Here is a 23,381-nt window from a genome sequence, read left to right on the forward strand (position 1 = left end):
GTTCATCCCGCCGTGGCGTCAAGGAAGCCACGGGCGTCCAGCTCGCCGATCCGGGCGAGGTAGGCGGTCCGCGCTTCGTCGAGGGTATCGAACGTCAAGGTTTGCAATCGAGGAGGGACCCCGGCCCGCCCCCAGCGGATCCGCAGGCGACGGCGCTCCAGCGAGACCTGGTGAACCTCTTCCCCCTTCGGGTCGCGCCGGCTGTAGGTGCGGGTCTCGACGGTGGCCACCTGTTTGGGGTCACCTCCTTTGAGCCGCTTCGCCTCTTGTTCGGCGTAGGCCAGTCGGAGAGCGATCAGGTGAACGCACGGGCCGGCTTTCAGGCCTTGCTTGCGGAAGGCCGGGCAGGTGCAATCCGCTCGCGTCACCTGCCCCTCGTCGGCCATGAGCAACTGGGGACGATACTCGCGCCGGTCCTCCTCGACGATGACCTTGCCGGTCAGTTCCAGGCCGGAGGCCGGGATCCGGTTCTCGGTAACAATCTTGACCGCCCCCCGGCGAACCAAGAGGTCGTGGGCGATCCGCTCGCGCGGGTTACGATACTCCAGGCGGGTCAGGTCGAGCGGGTCGTCGGTCAGAGGCCGGAGACGATAGACGCACGCGGCGAGGTCGTACATCAGCTTCCCCTGCTGGCAGCCGAGTTGGAGCGCTTCGAGGAGCGCGGGCCACTTCAGGCCGGTCGACTTGGCGAGTTCCCCCGCGCCGGCCGACCAGCGCTTTTCGAGGTGGGCGAGCACGGTATCCAACGAGGGCGTCGACTGGGTCTTGCGGGGCAGGAGCAGGTCGAAGTTGACCGCCTGCGACCAGTTGGCCGCCGTGAACCCGGTCAGCCCCAAGGTGAGCGAGAAGCTGCCTCCCCGGAGGATCCAGAAGCTCGGCAGGCCACTGCCCAGGAGCGAGACGTCAACCTGATCGACGAACGGAAGGAACCGCCGTAAGGCCGAGAGCCTCCGCCGACCCCAGACCCGCACGACCTTGGCCGCCTTCCCTTTGTAGATCCCACTCGTGGACGGGACGACCAGATCCCAAGGTTCCATGACGAGTCGGGGCACCTCCCCAGGAACCAGTTCGATCCGCAAGCCGCGCCGCTGCCCCTTGCGATCGGCTTGCAGCCGGAGCTGACGCAACACGTTATACAGATCCATCGGCGCAAGCGAGAACGTATCCATCGGCAAGGTCGCAGCCGACTGCACCTGAAGGAAACCGCGGAGCCAGGAGTCGGGGACCCGAATCTGCTTCTCGAGCACTTCGCCGACTGTGGCCGTGGCCACCTTCACCCCGTCCCGGCCGAGGCTCAGCTTGGTCTCACGGTAGCTCCGCATCTGCTGGAGGCCGGCGAAGAGGGCCTGGCTGAAGTCGATGTTGGTGGTGCCGTGGGTCGGTTCCGCAGCCTGATCGAAGGCGTCCCGGTCGATCCCAAGCTTGGCGTAGGCCCCCTCGTCCTTGCTGAAAACCTCGAAGAAGACCTGGTCGGGGTGAACCGAAATCACGGGGTCGAGGATCAGGTAGGCCAACGGGTCGTTGCGCAAGAGCCAGGAAAAATAGGCCCGTTGCGCCTGCCAGAGCCCCTGACCGGCCGACTCGCGGCGCATCCGCAGAAAGGCCACGTAAGCGGTCCGATCCTTGGGCACATAGCGATAGTCGCTCCCGACCACCGCGTAGAGGGCCGACATCGCTTCGCGAAACCGGAGCGGATCCTTGAGAGTCGCCTCGAACCGGACGGGAGGGCGGCGGATGTTGCCGGCCAGGGCCAGCTCCGCGGTCTCTCCCGAGGCAACCAGTGTGCTGGCCCCCGCATAGGCGAGCTGAACCTCAACGGGCGCTGGCTCGGCCAGTTCGGGAGTGACGGGGGCGGTCTCGTCGCTCGAAGTCTCGTCGCTCATGACCGTACCTCGGATGCGGCGGCTTTCACTCGAGCCCGTTTCGATCTCCGAAGACCGCGCCAGGCCGCCTTGCGCAGTTCCTCATCGTCGTCGATCGCTATGCCGAGGGCGCGGAGTTGGTCCTCGGCATCTTCCCGGGCCAGCTTGGCCAGGGCCTCCACCGCTCCCAGGCGGGTGGGCGTGGGCTGGCTTCGATCGCTCATCACGGCGGTCAGCCCTTCGACATCGGCCCGCGCAACCAAATAGGGAAGAACCACTCCTTGCTCATGGATCCGGCTCGAGGCCATCCGGGCCAGCTCTTCCGCCTTGACGTCCTTGTGCCTGACGATGCGTTGGAAGCCCACCCGGTCCGAGAGGAAATGACGGACCAGGCGTGCGGACAGATCCCCCCCTGCGCGGCCGGCGGCCGAGGCTGCGAAAGCGCGGAGCTCGGGATCGTCACCGAGGGCGGCCGCCTCCAGGGCAGCCGTAATGGCGGGGGACGTTTTCCAGGAGGTCAAGGCCGTCATGGCGGCGAGCCGGATCGGCCGATAGACCCGATCACCGAGGCGGGCCACAACCATTTCGAGCAGTGTCTCCCGCGAAACAACAAGGCGTCCCGCTGCCCAGACCAGCATTCGGACGCAAGGCGTGAGCGATTCGACCAGTCGTCCGGTCTCCTTGTTCTCTCCCCGTTCACTCTTGCGCCGGCTCTCCTCCCAGGCGTCGCGCCATCTCGGCAGGACCGTCTCGAGGGCGCCCGCCTTCGACTTCGCCTCTGGCCCCGCTCGCCCCAGGACCCGGGCCGCCAGCTCGACAGCCTGGGCCTCGGGCCGTTCGAGAGCGACTCGGGCTTCCTCCAAGGGGAGGCTGGGACGGCTCAGAAGATGCGTCGCCAACAACTCCTGCACCTCGCCAGACGCTGTCGTCACGATCGCGAAGATCTGACTCGCTTCACCCCGCTCACAGACTCGTGCCACGGCATTAAGCTGCTTGTCCTCGTCGATGACTCGCGGGTTCCGCAAGAGCGCATAATCGGGTTCGAGCGAATCGGGCCCGAAGAGATGCCGGGCGCTGGCGAGCCCCACATCAAACAGCAGCATCGCCTTGGCCATGTCTCCACCAACGAGCAGGCGGAGCAGCAGATCGCGAGTCGCCGGGTCATCATTGAACGCAAGCATCTCAAGGGCGGTCGTGTTCAAGAGATAGGAATCGCCTTCGAGAGCCGCGCGGCGAACGGCTTGCCACCCAGCGCGGGTGTCAAGCCAACGCAAACCGCGCACGGCGTTCATGGCCAGAGGAACCTGATCCCCCTTGGTGTATCGCTCCAAAAGCACAAAGATTTCATCAGCTTTTGATGATCGCCCCATATGGCCGATGGCCTCGGCCGCCTGTTCCTGCAAGGCGTGCCCCGCGTCGCTGGCGAGCCGCAGCAGAGTGTCAAGTGCACGCTCGTCGCCAAGCTCTCCCAAGGCATCGACCGCGCGCTGACGCAGGTTCAGGTCGCTCACGAAGTCGAGGCTCGCGAGCAAGACGTTCAGGCCCTCAGTCCGCCCCCCCCTGGCCAGCGCCTCCGCAGCCAGGAATTGGGTGATCGGATCCTGATGCGACAACAGCTTCAACAAAGGCTCGGCATCGCTCGCCCGTTTGCGGACGCGCCAGCCCAGGGCTTCGACCGCGTTGCGGCGAAGCAGGTCGTCGGGGTGAAGAGTCAGGGGGGCGAGGGCCGGATCGACGACCTTCGAACGAGCCCACCGCGCCGCAGGGATGAGCCGGCTCAAGAGTCGCGGTTCGCCCAGGCCCGAACAGCGTTCCATCAGGCGGGCGAGGATGTCGGAGTGGCGCGGGTGCTGCTCATCTTCCCAACGGCGGTCGGCCTGCTCCTCCTCCGGATCAAGGACAGATTGATCGAACCCGCTGATCGTCAGCAAAGCCACAAACGCAAGCTCGCGCCGCTTCCGATCGTTCTCCATCAGAGACAGCAGGCGATCGGCGTTCTCGGGGCGTCGGAAGCCACCGGCCGCCGCGATCAGGGCGTCGGCCGCCGCCGTGCCGCTCGGGTCGGCTTGCAAGCGATCGAGCAGGGCGTCGGGAGTTCGCGGATCACCCAGGGCGACGAGCGCCTGGATGATCTTGCCCTGAGAGGCCGGCAACTGGGCCTGCTCGAGCAACCGCACGAGTGCGGGAAAGGCGGCTTGATCCTTTTTCGTGGCCAGTTCGATCGCGGCAACCTCGCGGACCCGCTGATAGCGTGAGTTCAAAGCCTCGCGCAAGAGGACGCGGGCGGTTTCGTCCTTATCGTACTCGGCGGTCAGCCAGGCAACGGCGCGCTCCCGCAACGGTTCGTGGGCCGCCGTGAGCGCCTGCCCGGCCACGGCGACCGGTCCTTGAGTCCCAATCAGGAGTCGAGCGGCCTCGATCGCCAGCTCATCCTGACGTGTGAGCATAACGCGTTCGAGAATCGCCCGCCCTTCGCCAACCGCCGCGCCGCCGGTCAAAACCTCGAGGCCCTTGACTCCCAGGTCGGTGTGCCCCGCGCCCAAAGCCTCCGAGCCGAGCAGGGTCGGGTCGACTCCGAGGGTCTGCAAGTGCTCGAACGCCAGCAAACGGACGGCCTGGTTCGGATCACCCAGCGCTTGAATGAAGACGGGAACGGCCCCACGGGCGAAGCGCGAGTCGGCTTGGGCGAGAGCCAAAAGCCGGCCGAGAGCCGTCTGCCGGACCCGGATTATCTGCGGGTCGACGCCACTCCCTTTCTTTTTGCGACGTGACGAGCTTCCTTGCTCACGGACCAGCCCCACATACGCGCCAAAGGCAAGGTCCAGAAGTTCAGAGGGGCCGTACGCCAGCGGTACGCTCGGACGCGTCTTGGCCTGGGTCTGCAGCGCGGCAATCTCAGGGGCGAACCGGGACGCGAGAACCGACCACGGCAAGTCCCAGGCCGCCTGCTCTTTCTCGCGGAGGTGATGGAGCAGGCCCGCAGTCCGCGCCCGGGCCAGGGGAGACCCATAAACCAGGAGCTCCGCCAACGCATCGACCGTCGATTCGGTGATCGTCCAGTTCGGCTCGTCGTCCCGGTCTGTAATCAGATGCAATACGAACGAGCGGAAGGCGGCCGGGTCGGAAAGACTTTCCAATGCCCGAGCCGCGACGAGCCGGCCTCTTGGGGTGCGGCTCGACAGACAGGCCAAGATGCGTGCGGCACCACCGCGAGGCGCTTTCCACTCCAGAAGCATCAAGAGCAGTAACGCCTGGAACCGAATGGCTCCCTTCGAGTCATCGAGAAAGACCACGAGTTGGTCCTCTCCCACGGCCCCCAGGGAGAGAGCGGCCCCCAGAAGTTGATTGGCGTCGAGGACCTGCTTGGCCTGTGTCGAGAAGACGATCGGCGCCACCGACGACTCGCCCGCATACGCCAGGCCCAGCGCAGCGCGGTACTTCACCTGCGGGTCCGCATGGGAAAGGGCCTGTCGCAAGGCGTCGAGTGACTCCGGACGAGCCACCCAGATCAAGGCCGTCGCGGCATGGGCGCAGATCGAGCCGTGCGGGCTGTCGAGCAGGGGGATGATCGTCGTCAGGGCAGCCAGATCCCCCAGTTCTCCGAGTCCGTCCAAGGCCGACTCGACCCGCTGGGTCCAATCCTCCTTCCGCTCGACGTCCAACGGCTCCGGTTCCGTCACCAGGGCGATGAGCGGCTTGAGAGCGGCCCCGTCACCATGACCTGCCAGGGCTCGAGCCGCCCTCAGACGGACATCAGCGTGAGGGTTGTCGAGCGCCACGACAAGTTCGGGCCGGGCGTCGGCCACGACCAGGGAATTGAGGGCCGCCAGCCTGACTGCGCGGTCCTCATCCCCCACAGCCTTGACGAGCAAGGCTTGTGCAGCCTTGGTGCGTTTTTTGACCAAGGCTTCGACCGACCGCTTGCGAAGATCGGGGTGGCGCGAGCCGAGCCCGGCTTCGAGGAACTCCAATCCTTTGGTCTTCTTGTTGGCAAACTCAAACGCGTCGTCGCGGAGCCTGGGATCAGGGTCGTTGAAGAACTCCAGGAGTAGGTCCCAGCCCCAAGGTTGACTGACCTGCGCCATGACCTCGGTCAGGACCTCGCGACGAACGGCGGCATGAATGCTCCGCCCCACGAACCGCAAAGTTCCAGCCCCCCCTCCGGCCAGTTGGAGGTTGAGGGTGGCCTTGAACGCTTCGTGGCGGACCGATTCAAAGCTGTCATTCAGAGCGCGGGCCAGTTGGGCCAGGGCAGGGGAGTCCGTCCCTTTGGGAGGAGCCTTGCGAATCTCGGCGATCAGCAGCTGAAGGCCACGGCGGCGGACGTCCTCGAAGGACGAGCCCAGGCCCGCCTCGGCTCCAAGCAACGGGTCGGCCTGGTGGATCTGGGCCAGGGCCGTGAAGGCCGCGTCGCGGACCTCGGGTTCGTGGTCATGAAGCAACGAGCGGAGCCGCTCGATCGCGCGGGGATCGTCGAGCGCGGCCAACGCATGGCAGACCTCGACGCGAGCCCGCGCCTCGTCCTCCCGGCTCAGTTGGAGCAGCAGGCCGAACGCGCGCGGGTCGCCGAGCAAGGCCAGGCCCCGCGCCCCGCGCAGGCTCGTATCCAGGGCCCGACTCGCCGTCGCCTGCAGGAGCGGTCCGTAGTCGTCATCCGTGAGAGCCAGGTCGGCCCTTTCCGGCTTCGCAGCTTTGGCCCGCGTTTTCGACGGCTTTGCTTTCTTCTCGGCCGGCTCCTCCTCCGCAGGTGCTCCTTCCAGCTCGAGGAGCTGACGCTGCAAGTCTGGATCGCGACGGCGCAAGGCCTCGAGCAACGACTCGCGGGTGGAGAGCAAGAGCAGGAAGGCCGTACGCCTGACCTCCGGGTCCACATCCTCCCCTCGGCGATGGAGGGCGGTTTGCACGCCTTGATCCTGAAGCAGCCCACGCTGAAAAAGGCGAATGATCGCAAGTCGCCTGACGTCGGCATACTTGGAATTGAGGGCAACCAGGCTCGCCTCGGGCGACTTGGCGTCGTAGACCGTTTCGAGACTCGCCAGGGCCGCCTGCCGCACTTCCGCCGGGCTGGCGTTGAGCGTCTCCAGGAGCCGGGCGAAGGCGCGGTCGTCTTGCTTCGCAAGCGTCTCCAGCGCCCGGACCGCCTCGCAGCCGACGTTGGCTTTCTCGACCTTCAGGGCCAGGTCGAGCGGCCTCAGGTCGGCCTCGCCCAGGTGCCGGCGCAGGCCTTCGAGGGCCGCCAGCCGCACCGCCTCGCCCGACTCACCAAGCCAGGGTTCCAGGAGTTTCGCAGCGCGGGGATGCTTCGATGCGCCGAGCTTCCGGACCGCCAGGAGCCGGAGCCCTGGATCCGCGTCCTGGCCGACCTGGGCGGAGATCAGTTCCAGCGAAGCGGCGTCGTCGAACGCCGCCAATTCCTCGATCGCCGCCTCACGTCGACGCGATTCGGGTTGGGCCAGCTCATTCAAGGCCCTTCGCTGAGCACCTTCGACCCGGTGCAACGGATCGCCGAACTTGCCCGCAGCGTCCAGCGTGAAGAACCTGAGCGTATTGTCTTCGCATGCCGCGACCAGACGCGTCCGATCGTGGACTTGCACCAGGGTGAGCGCCACCACCTTGCCCACACCGTCCTTGAGCGTGGCAGGGCGGGCTCCGCCGGACCGCGGCCAGTTCTTGATCGTACCGTCGCGGCTCCCGGAGTAGAGCCGATCGCCGGGTCCCCAAATCAAGGCGTTGATCCGGTCGGTATGGCTCGCCCCTTTGCCTTTGTCCTCGGGCTCAAGCTTCCCTCGAGCATGGGTCGACAAGAGCTTCAAGTCGGCCCCGGCCGAGAGGAACCGCAGTTCCTCCGGCTCGAACAAAAGCGCGGTGACCGCCCCTTCGTGAAGCTTCTCCGAGGCACTCAGCAAAAACTCGGGCTTGTCCTCGACGTCGAAAACCGCAACCGTCCCCTGGGCCGTGCCGGCCGCCAGCCAGCGACCGGTCGGATCGGCCGCCAGCGCCGTGCCCGGTTCGGGCAGGGGCAAGGTTTGCAGCGTCTTGCCATCCTTCCGGGCCAAGATCACGACCTGCGCACCGGCGAGCACCGCCAGCCGGCCCTCGGCCAAGAGGGCGAGCGTCTTCGGAGCCGAGACGAGCGCCGACCCCAGCGGTTTCAGCGTGCCCCCCCGTACGGAGCCTCGATAAACGTGCCCATCCCCACCGCCGATCCAGAGCGTCTCCTCGTCGCCATCGCCGAGCACGACCAGGCCGCCGGTTGGGAGCGGGTCCAGTTCCAGGGTCAGCTTGTCGGCGTCGAGCCGGTAGACCCCGGTGGCTCGTCCTTCGGGATGGACGGTCACGAAGGCGACGATCTGGCCGACCCCGGCGATCGCTTTCACGTCTCCGCGATAGTTGAGGAATTTCTCGAGGCTCAAGAGACGGCCTCCTCGTGGCGGCGGACGGAGTCAGGGCCGGTGAGTTCGGGATGCGTGTGGCGGATCCGGGTCACGGCGACCAGGCAGGCCGCCCGCTCGCTTGGCCCCCTCGAGGTCATGAACTCTTCCAGGAGCGGCAGGACCCCTCGGGCGAAACCGATCTCCTCCAGCGCAAGGTCTCTCATGACCTCGACCAGGGCCAGCTTGGCCTTCCGGGCAGGAAGCGGCTTGATCCGCTCGGCTCCCCCCGGTTCCTGGTCCTTCACCGCCTCGGGCCGTGCCGGTGGGATCTCGAAGAGGGTGCGTCTGAGGAACAGCCAGAGGTTCGACGGGGCGGAGGGCAAGTTCTCGGGACGGGCCGGCGCCCCTTGGCCACGAGACTCGGCCAGGCTGGCAGCCGCCTTCTTCGCCGCGGCGCCCACGGTCGACTGAGCCGGGACGACCGGCTTCCACCCCTCGGTGATCCCCCGATCGCGATAGAGCGACCAGAGCGATCGGATCACAAAAGCGCGGATCTTGCGGTCGGGGCTCTCCGTCAGACGGAACAACTCCTCGGGGAGCCGGAGCCGGGGCGACCGCGCAATCAGTTGCATGCCAAGATCACGCGTGGATTCGTCGGCTGACTCACAGAAGCTGTAGACTGCGGACGGGGTCAGAACCTCGGGAGGAACACGAAACCGGCGATTCTCCGGCGCCTCGTCGGCCAGCAACGCCTTCGCCACGAACTGACGGACTTCGGGGTAGGGGACTTCCGCCAGGGCAATCAAGGCTTCGATCGGCGGCGCCCAGCGGGCGAAGTCCCACTTGGCCACCTCCAGCGCGAACTCGCGAAGCGGCTTGCGGCTCTCGGAGAAGAGCGGCTGCAACCGGCCGAGCGTCAAGAACTCGCCTGGGATCTCCCCCCCGGGGTCGACCGGCCTGTCCGTCTCCTCCAGGGCAATATCAGGATGATGACGTCTGAGATACTTGATGGCGAACTGAGCCAGCGGGGCATCCCCGGGCCCCGGCGCAGTCGCCATTTCCCAGAGTCGCTCGCAACCGGCGAGGGTCGCGTCGGCGGAGAAGGTTTGTTGCTCACCGGCCATCATCTTCAAAAATGCCGTTTCCGAGATCACCTTGATGTTGGCCCCGGCATTGTTGAGATCCTCGGCCTTGAGTTGCTTCGATCCCTTCTTACCGCTCCCGTAAAGCGGTGACCCCTCGTCGCCGATGACGAGGTAATAGAGCTTCGCCGTGACCCCGGACGCGATCGCGCCTCCGGCTTGCCGGACCTTGGCTTCCGCCTCGTTGCGAGGCATCGTCGCCATCTTCCCCGTGAAGAGAAACGAGGCCCCCTTCAAGTCGACGGCAACCGCCTCACTCACCTGGGCGGGTGCCGGCGCTGCCATAGCCTCGAGGGCGAAGTCGGCCGGGACGAACCCCCGAATCATCGTCTCGACGGCAAAATTGTGGTAGCGGGGCTCGCTTCGGACCACCAGCTTGAAAAGCCAGTCGAAGCCAAGATCGGCTGGAGCGAAGCGCCGGACATCCCGAAGCCAGCCCAGCACGCGATCGGCCAGCTCTTCGTTGAACTCGAGCGTACGGGCCCACTCGTGTTGCCGCTTCAGGGCAGCCACCCAGGGGTCGGCCTCCCAGACCGGGTGAAACGCAACGATCTTCAGAAAATCGAGCGGCAAGGTGCTCGCCTTGAGCGTGCCCTCGTCGATCCAATCGCCCACCGTCTTGCTCGTGAACGGATGAACGATCAACCATTCAAGAAATTGGGGATCAAGCGCATTCAGGTCGAAACGCGCAAGCTCGCCCATCGCATAGGACACCGCGCGCCAGGTCGAGGACGGCCGGTTCTCGATCTCCTCGACCATCCCTCGAAAAAAGTCCGCTCCGAGCTTCTGATAGGGATGGACTTCGGGAAGTCGCTCCTGCGCGAACAGATACGCCAGGCGGCTCGGTGAGAAGAAGCGTTCTCGGAACCATTCGGGAGTCAGTTCGCGGTTTCCAAAATGCTTGCGCAACGCAGTCGCGGCCAGTTCAGAGCCGTAGTCCGTTTCGAGGAGTTGCCCCCAGGCCTCCAGTCCGACCTCCTTGCGCGGGTCGCGAGCGAGCAGCAAGTCGCCGGCCAGCATTCGGACGGGGCCATGAGTGTTGTTGACCAGGCGGATGAGGTCCGCGACCGGAAGGTCCCGCGCATGGGTCCGGGCATAGTTGGCTGCATAGTCGCGAGCCTCGGACGAAGGGGAGTCGAACAGCCTGAGCACCGCATCGTGCAGGCCGAGCGTCCGAAAGGCGGCCTGTTCGAACCGAGGCACGTTGTTGAGGATCCAGACCACGAACTCGTCAATCGACCGGCTCTCGACATCAATCAGTCGCGCCACCCACGCGGGCTCGATCTCGCGGATCGAGGCCCGAAAATCGGCCTTCAACGCGCTGGCCGCAAACTCTCTCACCCGATCGCTTCGCGCCCGCTCGAGCAGGCTAAACAAGGGGCGAGGGCTCCGCTTCCAGAGTTCGGCGAACGCCCGGTCCTTCAAGAGATCCTGGGAGCGTGACGCCAAGGAGAACCCGCTCCGGTTGTACTTGCCACTCTCGTGATGAAAAATCTGGTTGGCGACCCAGGTGTCCGACCACCTGGTTTCCTCGGAATAGCAGGCGAGGACTTCCCCCGCGAGGTCGGGGTAGCAGGCCGGGAGGGTGACCGCCGTCCGCCTGAGGTATCGCCAGGCGCGACGGCAGAGGTAGATCAGCGTGTCGCGGCTGACCTCGTAGTCTCGGCTGGCGTATGCGGCATCAAACCGCGCGGCCAGGGCGGCGAAGACCTCGGTATCGCCTCGAGCTTCGGCTTCCTTGAATATTCGCTTCAAAGCCCGCCAAGGACCGTACGTAAGCTTCACCCGGGCGATGATCGCCAGCAGGCACGAGCGAGCATAGGGGCCATCGTCGCGCCAGAGCGCTTCGATGACCTCGTGCAAACGAAGGCGGTCTGGCAGAGGAACCTCGGCATCCGCCGCCTCCAGGGCCTTGATCTGCTCAACGCGGTAGTGCGCTTGCTCGGCCCAAGGCTTGCGCCGAAACGGCTTGCTGTAAATCTCCGCCAGAAACTTGGCGAAGGTGGGAGCCCCCTCGCGCACGGGCGTTTCCGGCTCGTCGTCCGATTGTTCCGCCAGGCGTTCGACGAGCCGGACGAGGTCGGGATCCTGGGCCTCCCAGGCAAGTGTCACGTCGGCCAAGCGTAGGGAAATCGCCACGGTCGCCCAATCCCGCTGGAGGTAGGAGTTGATCGGGACGCAACCTCTCGACCCCACCAGGCCGATGCCAGGCACAGTCATCTTGCATACAGGTTATGAGAGGATCATTCCCCGATCGCCACAACCATGAGAAAAAAGCGGGCTGCCCGAAAAAGGATTCGAGACAGCCCGCTCTCCGAGTCTGGAAGATCGTCTACCACAAGACCTGGAACATCGAAGGCTCTCTGACTCGCCGCCCCGGTGCGGGGTTAGTTCTTCGCGGAACCGCGACCGGCGAGGTTGCTCCAGACCCGCGAAGAACTAACCCCGCACCGGGGCGAAAGCGAGTCTGAAACAGCCTTCGTTGTGACGCATGAAAACCCAAACGCTCGAGCGGCGCAACGCCGCCCTGGTGCAGAGCACCGAGCTAGACCTGGTCTTCCAGACCCAATGCCCTTCAGCAGTCAAGGGCAAGTGAAACTCTTTTACAAGAACGTCCATGGGTATTCAAGAGGCTTGCATCACAATTTCATCGCCTGGTGAGAAAGAAGCAACGGGGCCACCCCCGTTCGGCCAATGTCGACCCGAACCAGAGGGAGTGGCGGGGTCCCAACCTCGGCTCGACGCTCCTCCTGAACCTCGAAGAAGGCGCAAGCCTCGGCCTCGCGCCAACCGAGGCCGGCCTCCTCGAGGTCATTGGCCCGATGCCCCCAGCGTTCCCGCCATTCGTCCGGCCAGTTCGCCAAGGCCGTGCGATAGGGGAACGCCTTCAGGTTCAAGTCGAGCGCCGGCAGCGGCTCCACAGCCTCGCCACCCAGGTCACTCAATGCCTCGAACGTCTTCTGAACCTTCCGGCTGCGACGCGATGTCGACCGACGCGTCGTGGGATGCGAAAGCTTCAACGGGCGACCCTCCAAGCAAGTTGCTCAGACAGCGCAGATCCCGTCCGTGACGCAGATTCCCTACGTCTATCATACGCACTAAAAAGACAGATTTGCCGACTTAACCAAGAAAACGCAGAACTTTCTTATGACAACCACAAGGCGATTCTCTTAAAAATCGACATAAATCCAGCTTGATCATCCCAACAAAACCCATAATAGAGAATAGGCTGGGAGAAGGGTGGGATACGAGCGGACGCTCACCCCAAAGGTAAGCGGGGAGCGTAAGCTCTCTGTCTTTGCGAAAGGAAACTGGTAGGCCATGCCCACTCTACGAGATCGGAGGGCCCGGGAGGTTGGAATCGCTCGGAGACTGGGCGCGACCGATGGGCCGGCGGATCGGCATCTGGATCCGGAACCGGGTCCCCGAGCCGACTTCGCTCTCGACGTCGACGCGGCCGCCATGCTCAGAGATGATGCCGTGGATGAGACTCAGACCGAGTCCGGTGCCGCGACCGATCGGCTTGGTGGTGAAGAAGGGGTCGAAGATCTTGGAGAGGATTTCGGGGGGAATGCCGCAGCCGTCGTCCGTGAGCTCCACCAGGATGAGTTCTCCCTGGTGTCCGGTGACCACCTCGAGGCGGCCGGACGGTCGGCCGGACGCTTCAATGGCCTGCATGGCGTTCATCAGGAGGTTGAGAAAGACCTGGTTGATGTGCGCCGGAGCGCATTCGATCAGGGGGAGGTCGGCGAAGCGGCGGACCACCTCGATCTGGTTGCGGTTCAGCAGGTCGCCGAGCATGCTCAGGCTCTGGTCGATCGCGAGGTTGACGTCGATCTCACCGATCTCAGCGCGATCGAGCTGGGCGAACCCCCGCAGGTTCTGCACGGTCTGGGCGACCCGTTTCAACCCCTTGCGGGTCGATTGGGCCATGCTGAGCAGGTTCTCCTGAAGATAGGGCATGTCGACCTGCGCTTCGAGCTGAGCGATCTCAGCGGCCAGATCGGGGCGGGCCTGCTCCAAGATGTCCCAGCCCGATCGGTAGCGTTCGAGGAGCGTCAGGATCGCGCCAAGCTCGCGTTCGAGCACTTCGACGTTGCTCGAGGCGAACGCCAGCGGATTGTTGATCTCGTGCGCCATGCCCGCCGCGAGCGTGCCCAGTGAGGCGAGCTTCTCGGAATGGATGAGCTGGCTCTGCGCTTCCTTGAGCTTCTCGTTGGCCTGGCGCAGCCGCTGGTTGGCGTCGGTCAACTGCTCGGTCCGTCTCCGCAGCTCTTGCTCAGCGCGGATCCGGTCGGTGACATCCTTGAGGTTGCAGCGAATGTGGTTGACCCGGCCGTCGCGCTCGTAGCGGGCCTGGGTATGGACGCGCAGGTAGTGCCACTCGCCCGAGGCCCCGCGAACCCTCAGCACGAAATCGTGCCGCTCCCCGAGCTCCAGGGCCTGGCGAAACTCATCCTCAGCCAGGGCCTGATCGTCGTGGTGGAGGTACTCCAGGAAGCTCTGCTTGCGGAGTTCGCCGAGGGACTGGCCGAGGAACGCGCCCAGGTTCTCGGTCACATCGAGCCAGCGGAGCGTGTTGGGCTCGAGACGGCAAATCAGGCCGGCCGGCGACCCGGTCCCCGCACCGGGGGCGGGCACCAGCATCGAACGACTCAACATATCATCACGGGTCGGCACCGAATGCGAGGACAAGGACGAGTGAGACTCTCGCTTGGGGGCCGGCCGCCCGAGATTCTCGGGAAGCACAAAACGGCCATTGCAGCTCGGGCACTGGACCGGTCGACCGGCCATCTGCCGCGGTGCCTTCAGCGGCCGCCCACAGTGGGCGCATTGAATGGTCACGTTCATGAGAAAAGCCTGACCGCCCCCCCGGCCTTACCGCAGGCGCAGGGCTCTCCAGGTGTTTTTATCCAAGGTCGACTGATTCCGTCAACGCCGGCCTGGGAGGGGGGGCCAGGAAGGTTGGATATCAAGGTCTGGTCCCGTCGAGTCCTCGATCGCTGCCGATCGCTCACCCGCTTGAAATCCTCAGCGGCTCAGTCCCGCTCCTCGCCTCTTTTGGAAAAAATCAGGCCAGGGTCAGAGCCGTCATCGTTGAAACATCCCTGCGTACCTGTTTAACTCTAGCCGATCCTGGCCAGATTTGTCAGCAGGCGGCCACGACGGAATCCCAATCCTTTCCAATCGCCGCTTCGGATTTGCGGCGGCAGACACACACGCACTCGAGCGAACCTGGAACGGAGTCGGCATTCGCCCGGATCCCCAAAGGAGCGGCCCTCGAGATCGATGAACCCCTGCAAGACATCATCCAAATCCATGTCGGGCATCGTTCCTCTCAAGAAGGAACGGCCCCTGGATTTGTTCGGGTTCCCGCTCATCAAGCCAAGCCGTACATCGCAAATGTAACGGACGAAACACCCTTTGCCTGGTGCCGAGGTCCCAAACCATGAAAACTCGAGTGTTTGCCGCTGGGTTGTGTACGTTTCTCGTTCTTGTGATTTCTCGGCCCTCCCTGGGACAATTCGGGAACGCTTATCCTCCCCCGAACAACCCGAATGCCAACGCCCCCTACAACCCCAACTACAACCAATTCTATCCTCCGACCGGCGCGGTCACTCCGCAGCAGTTACCAGGGCTGGCCAACGCCCTGGCCACCGAGGCCCAGCAACTGCTCGACAACCTCCGCTATGAACTCTACGGGACGTTCGCGGGCCGACAGCTCGAGATGCGGGCCGGAGCGGTGCTCAACGCGGCCAACCAGGTCGCGCAGAACGCCCAGTTGGGAATCGCGGGGCAGGCGCAAATCGCGGGTGCGATGAATCAGTTCGACGTAGCCTTCACTGAGTTGAACAGCGTCCTGCGCAGCGTGGGGGGCAACTCCCCGCGCAGTTCCGCGTCGGTTGACCGGCTCCAGAAAGTGGCCTTCCAAATCCGCAACATGATCGGCGCTTACGGCCCCCTCCCGGGCGGTCCGCCGCCGCTGACCGGTGTCCTGCCGATCCAGATTCCGGGGCTGCCGTGCTCGATCCGAAGCTTGACCGACGCGACCGCGAACCTCCGGATCGCGACGAACAATTATGCCAGCTTCGTCCAGAACGCATTCCGAACGCTGGCGGATTCGGCACAATCGCTGAACGAGCAGGTCCGCTACTTCCAGGGTCTGCAAAGTGCGCCGGTCCAATTCGTGGAGCTGCAACAGTCCTTCCAACAACTCCGCCTGGTTGCCAGCGACGTCAATACGCTCCTGGGACAAATCAATCCGCCGCCGCAGGTCATCCAGACGTGGGCTCCGGTTCTCGACTCCTTGAATCGGGTGGCCGCCCTGCTGAACATCCCGGGCCAACTTGTGCTCCCCAGGCCCGGGATTGGCGGTGGAGTGATCGTGAACCCTGGTTTTCCCCTCCCTGGCGGCGATCCTGGGCCCGGTCCGGCGTTCCTAGGCATGCTCAACCAGGCCCTGGCCGAAAGTGACGGCTTCCTCCAAGGCATCTCCGCCAATGCGAGCGCGGTGCCCGGCGGGTTCCAGTTCGTCGCCGACGCCCGTAACCTCCGTGGCAGCCTGCTCAACTTGAACCAGCAAGTGCGGGTCGGCGCACGTCGGCGCGACCTCATCCAGACAATGGCCGTGGCCCAGAACTACGCAAACTCGATCAACCGACGCATCGCCGCAGTCGCGCGCGGCCGGATCGGGCCCAACATCGCCCGGTTCCAAGACCTCGCCAACATGCTCAACCAACTCCAAGGGATGCTCAACTAAAACGGATCGGCCGAGGCCCCCTCGCATCGCAAGCGGATCGACTTATCCCAAAATAAGCAGGAGCAAAGCGATGTTCTCTTGTTATGCTGTTCTGGGCCTGGTTGTGCTGACCCAGGCGCCCAAGGCCGAAGAGGCCCCGTTCAAGCCCTTGGCCGAGGCAAAGCGGATCGACCCGCGGTTCGATGAGATCCTGACGGCTTCGCAAGCCGTGATGAGGAACGCCAAGACGTTCAGCGTCGCGGTCGAGATGACCACCAAGTCGACCGTCGCCGGCGAGGTCGCCCCCGACACGGTCGTGACCCACAAGATCACGGTCCGGCGGCCCGATGCGGTCGCCATTGAGTCCGAGGCGGTCATCGACGACGTCAGGAAGCCCGTCCTTCGGGCGATCTGCGACGGCCGATCGCTGATCACGCTCTACGACCTGGACCCCAAGGTTTACTCCCGCTACGAGGGACCGAACCCCGCCGGCCAGATCGCCCGGACCCTGATCATCCCCAAGATCCTGGAAGGGTCGGGCCTGGAGATCCTCACCCGGAACGACATGCGCGACCATATTCTCCGCGAGACGTCCGAGGCAAAGCTCGTCGGCACCGAGGAGGTCGACGGCATCGCCACAGAACACTTTCAGGTCGACTGGCACGGCGCAGTTCTCGATCTCTGGATCGGCCCGAAAGACCAGCCACTCGAGCGAAAGATGACCTCAACGCGCGTAACCCCGCTCAGCGGCGGCAAGGAGAGCACCGTCTTCCGCGAGGCCCGCTACACCTGGACGATCGACAAGCCAATCCCGGATCAAGCGTTCCGGGCCGAACTCCCCGAAGGAGCCAAGCGCGTCGAGGACGTGTTCGAGACCCTCTTTTACCAGGAGTCGGCCGAGCTCGTCGGCAAACCCAGCCCGGCCACCGCACTCAAGGTGCTCGACGGCAACGAGGTCAACCTCGCCAGCCTCAAGGGCAAGCCGGTCGTTCTCGTTTTCTGGGCGAGTTGGTCGGGCGAGTCGATGGCGGTCCTCGCCCCCTTGGCCGAGCTGGAGCCCCAATGCAAGGAGCACGGAATCGCCCTGTACACGGTGAGCGTCGGCGAGGAGCCCGAGGAGGTGCGGAAGGCCCTCGCATCGGCGAAGTTCCCTCTCCCCGTCTTGCTCGATTCCAAGGACTTGACCGCCGCGTCGTTCGGCATCCGTCGCTTGCCCACAACCGTCGTCATCGGCCCTGATGGAGTCATCCGCTCAATCAGGCGGGAAACGAAGGAACTCCCCGTCGTCCGCGAGGCGATCGAGGAGTTTCCTACAAAATAACCTGAAATTCAATTCATCTTCATGCAACATCACCTGCATTCACCAACGATCACCAGCCGATAGGGGCGGACGGCGGAGGGTTGGAGGCTGGTGGCAAAGCTGACCTCGGAGCGCACTTCGGCCTTGAGGGGACCGATCAGGCATTCGGCCAGGACCATACGATCGCCGGAGTAGGTGAGTCTCACGTCCTCACCTGAAGACAACTTGCGACGAACGGTATCGGCGTGGGTGCACCCCAGAGCCTGAGCGCGTTCGGTCCAGGTCGACGGGGCAGGATGGACATAGGTGACGGAGAGTTCGACGGCGGGAAGAATCGTCGGGGGTTCACCGCGATAGTGAAAATAGCCCAGGGCCAGGGCATCGCGGTAAATCGCGAACGGTTGGTGGTCCGCCTGCTGGAGCTTGCCGGTATCGAAGATGAGCGCGTGGGTATAGAGTTGCCGACCGCCGCGCCCGCTGTGCTCGGGGGGACCTTCGCAGGTCCTCGACAGCGCGTAGCGGTGGTTGGGCATCGGGTGAAAGTTGACGCTCACGCGGTTGGCCGCGTCCACGATCAAGGCGCCATGGGAAGGGGACCAGGTCGTGAGAATGATGGCGTCCGACTCAGACAGGCCCGGCGACCGAGCCACGACGTGGTAGCCCGATTTCCCAAGCCGGGTCATCGAAGTAAAGATCGCCTGCTCAGCCCACACGGCGCATCTCCTCGGCGATCCGATCAGCGTAGTTGAGTCATCATCCAGGCGAACGGCTCGATGATTCCGCGCGGCTCGACCCGTAAGGGGACGAGCGTCTCCTGACCGCTCCGATCGACGAGCTTACCCACCGAGCCCGCCACCCCTGAGCAGAAGAACTTGTAGTGCTGGAGCCGCGTCTCGCAGAGCTTCCAGAGCGCGGGGGCGTTGGCCCTGGCGAAGTCTTCCGGATCCTTGATCGGCTCTTCGAACAGGTCGACCTTGGTGAAAACGAGGGCGACCGGAATCTCGACCTTTCGCTTCTTGGCGGTTTGCCGAAGCGTATCGAGATAGCTGATAAGCTGCATCGCGAACAGTTCTTGCCCCTGACCGTCGGCTACCACCTGGACGATGTCGGCGAGAACCACCAGGGCCGAGCATCTTCCGATCAGCGCCCGCACCGTCTTGTTCGACCTCGGGTTATCAAGCTCAGCCATGACGGCCTCGCCAGCGACGTCGGGCGTCACGACGTCGAACTCCTGGCCCCGCTTGGTCCCCGAGACCTCGCAATGGACCCACTGCCAGCGATCGGGTTCGTTCGGAGTTTTGTCCGGGAACCTCTGCTTCTCCAGCGCGAGGATCAGGCTCCGGTGAAGCGAAAGCGAGAACGGCGATCGGGCCATACCGTGCAGGCCGCCGACCCCGCGCGAGAGCAGGTCGAGGAGCATCCCAAGATAGACGGTCTTGCCGACGCCGCTCGGCCCGAGCACGCCAACGAACCGCGGCGGCTTCCCGCGTGCGGCAATCGACTCGATCAACTCGGCCGGAGCATAACAGCTCCGGCACACTTCCCCTTCATAGAGATGGCCCGCGCAGAGAGGACAGAGAATATTGTACATAGTATAGCTAGCCTCATTAAATATTGCTTTATTCTATTTTATCCTGAAATTTTCGGAGCGATTCAGGCGTGCGGACGAATGCGGTCCACCGAGATCGCGCAACGGAAACCGATGTTGTCACACCGGTCGAGTTCGGGCTGGCCGGTGATGAACTGGCAGGTCGACTCCGCCGGGAAGTAGGTGTTGAAGGCGCCACCGACGATCCGCCGTAAGGGCTTCCAGGACTGAAAAGTCTCGTGAGAGTGACAAGGGATGGATTCGAGGGGGTCGTTGATCCATTCCCAGACGTTGCCGGTCAACTGGTAAATTCCGTTGGGGGTCGCCCCCTTGGGAAACTCACGGACCGGAACAGTCTGCCCCCGCCCGGCGGCCCAGAGGTTGGCTCGGGTGGGGTCGAAGATATCACCCCAGGGGTATCGGTTACCGCAGCCGCCGCTGAGGTGCTCGGGCCAGCCGGCCGCCTTCTGCCACTCGGCGGCGCTCGCCAGCCGCTTGCCGACCCAATGAGCATAGGTAAGAGCCTCGTACCAGCAGACACCGACGACCGGGTGTTCGGCTTTGCCCACGGGGAACTTGCTGCGTTCCCAGCCGCGCGGGCCGGCGAGGCCGGTCTGATCGGTGAACCGCATCAGGCTGGGCCAGACTTCTTGGGGCCAGATCTCCAGGTTGTCGTACCCCCCCGCGTTTACGAACCGCTGGAACTGCTGGTTCGTCACCGCACAGCGATCGAGGTAATAGCCCGTCAGTTCGGTCGGCTGGACGGCGCCATCGCTCCGGACCACCTGAACGACGCCGGCCGGCACGAGGGCCATCTGGTCGTCGAGTGCCTTCCAGGCCGGGCCGATTCCCTGATCTTCGATATTCTCAACCGCCTCACCCAGAAGTACGAAGATATAGCGATCGTCGGCCACCAGCCGCTGGGTCAAGCTCTGAATTTTCTTTTCGGCCGACCCGGCAAACCGTTGTTTCCCCCCTTTTTCCGACGCGGCTCCCCGGCCCCCTCCCAGCTTTCCGAACATGCGCGCCGCCCAACCTTGGGGAGCGGCCTCGGACGACGATACGATCAGATCCTTTGCCATGGTCGTGTGGTCCTTGAATCGAGTCGCCGTACAAAGGTCGAGGCCGAAACATTCGCCGCACTACATTCGAGACAGAGGGCTCAGCCCTGTGGCCGACGTTCTTTGGCATTTCTTCGGACATCGCTCCGGAGCGTCTGGAACTGGCTGAGAACCGTGTGAGTAACCCCATCGTTCGACGAGGACGCAACGGCCGGGCGGAATCCGGCGGACGGGGGAGCAAGAGCGGCAGGACTTGGACGCATGGCTTCCGTCGAGGAACTTCCACCGTCGATCCGCTCGCGTTCGAGTCGGTCCCAGGCGTCGGCAAGGAGCCGGCGGTCGTTTTCGATTTTCTCCATTCCGGCCTGCCACTCCTGCTCCATTCGAGTCGCCTCAGTGACCAGCCGGGCTTGCCGCTCCTCGAGTTCCGCGATCGTCTTGCGGAGTTCGAGTTCGCGTCGAGAGGAATCAGGCGGTGGGGCGTCGTCCCGTTCGAGGACCATGGCCTCGATCCGGTCGAGTTGCTGATGAACGAAGGCGCGGAATCGCTCCAAACCTTGGTGGAGTGGACGCAGGTCGGGCCGCGAAGCCTCCCCCTTCGGCGAAGGGGGCTGGAGACTGTTCGAGGAGGTGGGAGGATCACTGTTCATTTGGAATGTCATTCCCCTTGCTCCTCCGCCCGGCTCAGGCGGGGTCGGACGACCCTCGACAAGGCAGACACTTATCCACGGGGTCCCGTGTGCCACCAGAGCCGGGAAAGCCGCGCGGAGAGCGTGCGCTGGGCGCGTTCCTCGGCTTCCTTCTCGTGGATCTCGTTGAGGTGCAGGCGGAGGACGCGGATCCGCTCGTCGGGCGACATCGTCGCACCGTCGGGTTTGCCCCCCGGCACCACGGCGGTCAAGACCTGCGTTTCCTGGCGTTTGAGCGTCTCGTGCGCCAACTGGCTGCGAAGCTCGGCCACCATTGCCTCGTACTCGTTCCGCTCACGCTTCTGGTCGTCGACGATCCCCTGGAGCTCACGCGCAGTCTTGGCGAGTTCCTGTTCAGTCGTCACAAGCCGATCACGCAGCAATTCGACCTCGGCGGCCACTGCGGAAACCCGCGCCAGCTCGCTCGCGACCGAGCGAAGCCGACGGTTCTCCTGCTCGAGCGCCTCGAGCACCGAGTCGTTCGCCGCCACCGCCGGCTGCCGCGCCGCCTGGCCCAGCAATCCCCTGAGCTTCTCCACTTCGGACTCCATGGCCGTCCGCTGCGCGTCCCACGACCGCCGCTCGACTTGAAAGGTCTCCCTCTCCAGCCTGGTTTTGCGGCGTTCCTCCTCGAGTTCCTGCTTCAAGGGCCCGGTCGACCCGCCGCCAGCCTCGACACGCCGCTCGAGCTCTTGCACCCATTGGTTGAGCTGTTCCCAGTTGGCTTGATCGGCCGACTCGGCCTCCTCGAACAACCTCGATTGGTCCAAGAGCAGGTTGATCGTCTCATCACGGTTCGCCAACTCGCCGATCAACGAGGCGATCTGCCGGTTCGCCTCCTCCTCGGCCGCCGTGTCACCAATCTGATCGTCAACCGCGCCGGCCTCCTCCTCGCCACGCAAGCGAAGTTCGTTCTCAAGGCGAACGACCTCCTCCTGGAGCAGAGCGATCGTTTCCTGGTATTCCAGTTCTTCACTGACACTCATATCAGCCCCTCCTCCCGCGTCTGGTCCCCCACCCATCGATCTTGACGACAGCGGAAACCGGTGTTGTCGAGTGGGCAAGGCCCACCGGCCCCATTCAGACCACGGCCAACTGACCGGCCGCCAGCAGGTGCTTGACGACCGCCTTGAGGTCCGCCTCGGTCACGGGACGCTGGAGAACTCCGTCGAGTCCCATCGCGTCGAGGCTGTTGAGCTCGCTCTCGTCTTCGATCCCGACGATGCCGACGAAGCAAGTGGATGCGGCGACTTGCGGCTTCACGCTCAGGAAAAAGGCCTCATGCTCCTTGTGGTCGAGCGAGAGCAGGACCAGGGCATACTGTTGCCTGCGAAGTAGAAGCTGAGCGGCGATCCGGTCGCGGACCACCTTGAGCTGATAGCCTTCCCCCTCGGGACCGAGAACTTTTTGTACCACCCGCACGGTCTCAGGCTCGTCCTCGAGCAGCAGGATCGCGTCGGAAGAGACGGGGGCGCGGCGTTCGGCCAGGCCGGTCCGCTCGAAGCCTCGAATGGTGTCGACCACCGCGGCAAGCTCTTGGCCGCTCCGCTCGGCGATGGTCGCCAGGTCCATGGTGCCATCGAGCAAAGCGTGGATCTTGATATCGGCCGGGGACAGGCCGGCCCGGTCGAGGTTCCCGCCCCGTGGGTTCCGCCGCGCGATCACCAACGGCGCCCAGTCCCGAAGGTTGACAGCAAGCCCGCAACGGCGCACCCCTTCGACGGAGAGGGCTGGGAGGCTGGTCTGAAGCGGGAACGCCTGGAACATCGGGGGAAGCGTTCCGCCAGGCTCGAACCGGAAATCTCCAGTCTCCCCCGACAGGCTCCAGTGCGTCAGGACGGCCGCCTGGAACCGAAGCAAGGTTCGCAATCGGCGCGGGTCGGCCAGGCTCTTCTCGAGTAGTTTGACCAGGCCGGCCATCGAGGCGTCCTGAGTCTCGCCCAGGGTGATCGCCAGCAAAGGGGCGAGATCGGCCAAGTCTTCGGGGAGGAACTCGAGAAGGCGGTCGGGAGAAACGGTGGACGCGACAACCGCCTGGATCCGCCCGCCGGACAGGGAGAAGCGGATCCGGTCGTTGCCAAGCTCGACGGTCAGGCGACCACTCTGTTCGGAGTTGTTGAGGAAGTCGATCACCGCGCGGACCGGGAAGACCCGCGTGTTCCCTTCGAGTGCGGAGTCGTGATCTTCGCCGACCATCTCGGGCATCGTGCTGCCCGTGCGCTGGGCCTGAACGACCAGCTTCCCCATCTGGAGCGCATTGGCCACGCCGCTCTTGAGCAGTTCGGAGGTGAACGGCTTGGGGATCTGGTCGACGACGTTGGAGAACTCCGTGTAGAGCGCGAACGCCCTGTTCCTCATGGCCGAGCTGATGACCACGGGAATCGAGGCGGTGTCCTCCACGCTGAGGAGTTTGCGACAGACTTCGTCGCCGGTGGTTCCCGGAAGTTGGTGGTCCAGAATGATCAGGTTCGGCCTGGTCGTCTGGGCGGCCACGATCCCGCTCTCGGCGTCGTGCGCGATGGCGACCCGATAGCCGGCCTGCGAAAGATGGCACTCGACCATCTTGCGGATCGTCGGGCTGTCATCAATGACCAGGATCAGCGGGTTTTCCATGGCGTCCCTTCAG

General features: G+C 64.5%; 13 protein-coding genes. 2 read left to right on the forward strand and 11 right to left on the reverse strand.

The features are described 5' to 3' along the window. Positions 1–2 precede the first annotated feature (2 nt). The 5 genes from SINAC_RS16780 to SINAC_RS16800 form a co-directional block, all read right to left on the reverse strand. Positions 3–1,883, reverse strand: a complete 1,881-nt coding sequence (locus SINAC_RS16780; RefSeq protein ID WP_015246822.1) for an SWIM zinc finger family protein — start codon at positions 1,881–1,883, stop codon at positions 3–5. Beyond that, positions 1,880–8,275: a HEAT repeat domain-containing protein gene (locus SINAC_RS16785; RefSeq protein ID WP_015246823.1), complete on the reverse strand. Its 6,396-nt coding sequence runs from the start codon at positions 8,273–8,275 to the stop codon at positions 1,880–1,882. Before SINAC_RS16785 ends, SINAC_RS16780 begins: the two co-directional genes overlap by 4 nt. Next, positions 8,272–11,517 carry a BRCT domain-containing protein gene (locus SINAC_RS16790; protein WP_237722502.1) on the reverse strand — a complete coding sequence of 1,082 codons (3,246 nt, stop codon included), beginning with the start codon at positions 11,515–11,517 and terminating at the stop codon, positions 8,272–8,274. The genes SINAC_RS16785 and SINAC_RS16790 overlap by 4 nt, the downstream gene beginning before the upstream one ends. 500 nt (positions 11,518–12,017) lie before the next feature. Next, positions 12,018–12,398 carry a hypothetical protein gene (locus SINAC_RS16795; protein WP_015246825.1) on the reverse strand — a complete coding sequence of 127 codons (381 nt, stop codon included), beginning with the start codon at positions 12,396–12,398 and terminating at the stop codon, positions 12,018–12,020. A gap of 310 nt (positions 12,399–12,708) precedes the next feature. After that, the gene (locus SINAC_RS16800; protein WP_015246826.1) at positions 12,709–14,025 is read right to left on the reverse strand and encodes a sensor histidine kinase; all 1,317 of its coding nucleotides are present in this window, start codon (positions 14,023–14,025) and stop codon (positions 12,709–12,711) included. 802 nt (positions 14,026–14,827) lie between these two features. Here SINAC_RS16800 and SINAC_RS16810 point away from each other — a divergent pair. Together SINAC_RS16810 and SINAC_RS16815 are read left to right on the forward strand one after the other, a co-directional pair. After that, positions 14,828–16,138 carry a hypothetical protein gene (locus SINAC_RS16810; RefSeq protein ID WP_015246827.1) on the forward strand — a complete coding sequence of 437 codons (1,311 nt, stop codon included), beginning with the start codon at positions 14,828–14,830 and terminating at the stop codon, positions 16,136–16,138. Between the two features lie 70 nt (positions 16,139–16,208). Then, a complete protein-coding gene (locus tag SINAC_RS16815) occupies positions 16,209–17,438 on the forward strand; it encodes a DUF2092 domain-containing protein (RefSeq protein ID WP_015246828.1) in 1,230 nt (409 codons plus the stop codon). A 29-nt stretch (positions 17,439–17,467) separates the two neighbouring features. Here the strand turns inward: SINAC_RS16815 and SINAC_RS16820 are convergent, their stop codons facing one another. From SINAC_RS16820 to SINAC_RS16845, 6 genes are all read right to left on the reverse strand, one after another. Continuing rightward, positions 17,468–18,130: a GAP1-N2 domain-containing protein gene (locus SINAC_RS16820; protein ID WP_015246829.1), complete on the reverse strand. Its 663-nt coding sequence runs from the start codon at positions 18,128–18,130 to the stop codon at positions 17,468–17,470. Between the two features lie 23 nt (positions 18,131–18,153). Continuing rightward, positions 18,154–19,008 (reverse strand): TRAFAC clade GTPase domain-containing protein, encoded by an 855-nt coding sequence (locus SINAC_RS16825; RefSeq protein ID WP_015246830.1) that lies wholly within the window; start codon positions 19,006–19,008, stop codon positions 18,154–18,156. Between the two features lie 62 nt (positions 19,009–19,070). Continuing rightward, positions 19,071–20,087, reverse strand: coding sequence for a formylglycine-generating enzyme family protein (locus tag SINAC_RS16830; RefSeq protein ID WP_015246831.1), 1,017 nt, complete (start codon positions 20,085–20,087; stop codon positions 19,071–19,073). A gap of 80 nt (positions 20,088–20,167) precedes the next feature. Then, on the reverse strand, positions 20,168–20,728 hold the full coding sequence (locus SINAC_RS16835; RefSeq protein WP_015246832.1) for a hypothetical protein: 561 nt from the start codon (positions 20,726–20,728) through the stop codon (positions 20,168–20,170). Positions 20,729–20,787: 59 nt separating this feature from the next. Beyond that, positions 20,788–21,741: a coiled-coil domain-containing protein gene (locus SINAC_RS16840; RefSeq protein ID WP_015246833.1), complete on the reverse strand. Its 954-nt coding sequence runs from the start codon at positions 21,739–21,741 to the stop codon at positions 20,788–20,790. Positions 21,742–21,835: 94 nt separating this feature from the next. Beyond that, positions 21,836–23,368 carry a response regulator gene (locus tag SINAC_RS16845; RefSeq protein ID WP_015246834.1) on the reverse strand — a complete coding sequence of 511 codons (1,533 nt, stop codon included), beginning with the start codon at positions 23,366–23,368 and terminating at the stop codon, positions 21,836–21,838. Between the last annotated feature and the right edge of the window lie 13 nt (positions 23,369–23,381).

This window comes from Singulisphaera acidiphila DSM 18658, assembly GCF_000242455.2.
Taxonomy (GTDB): Bacteria; Planctomycetota; Planctomycetia; order Isosphaerales; family Isosphaeraceae; genus Singulisphaera; species Singulisphaera acidiphila.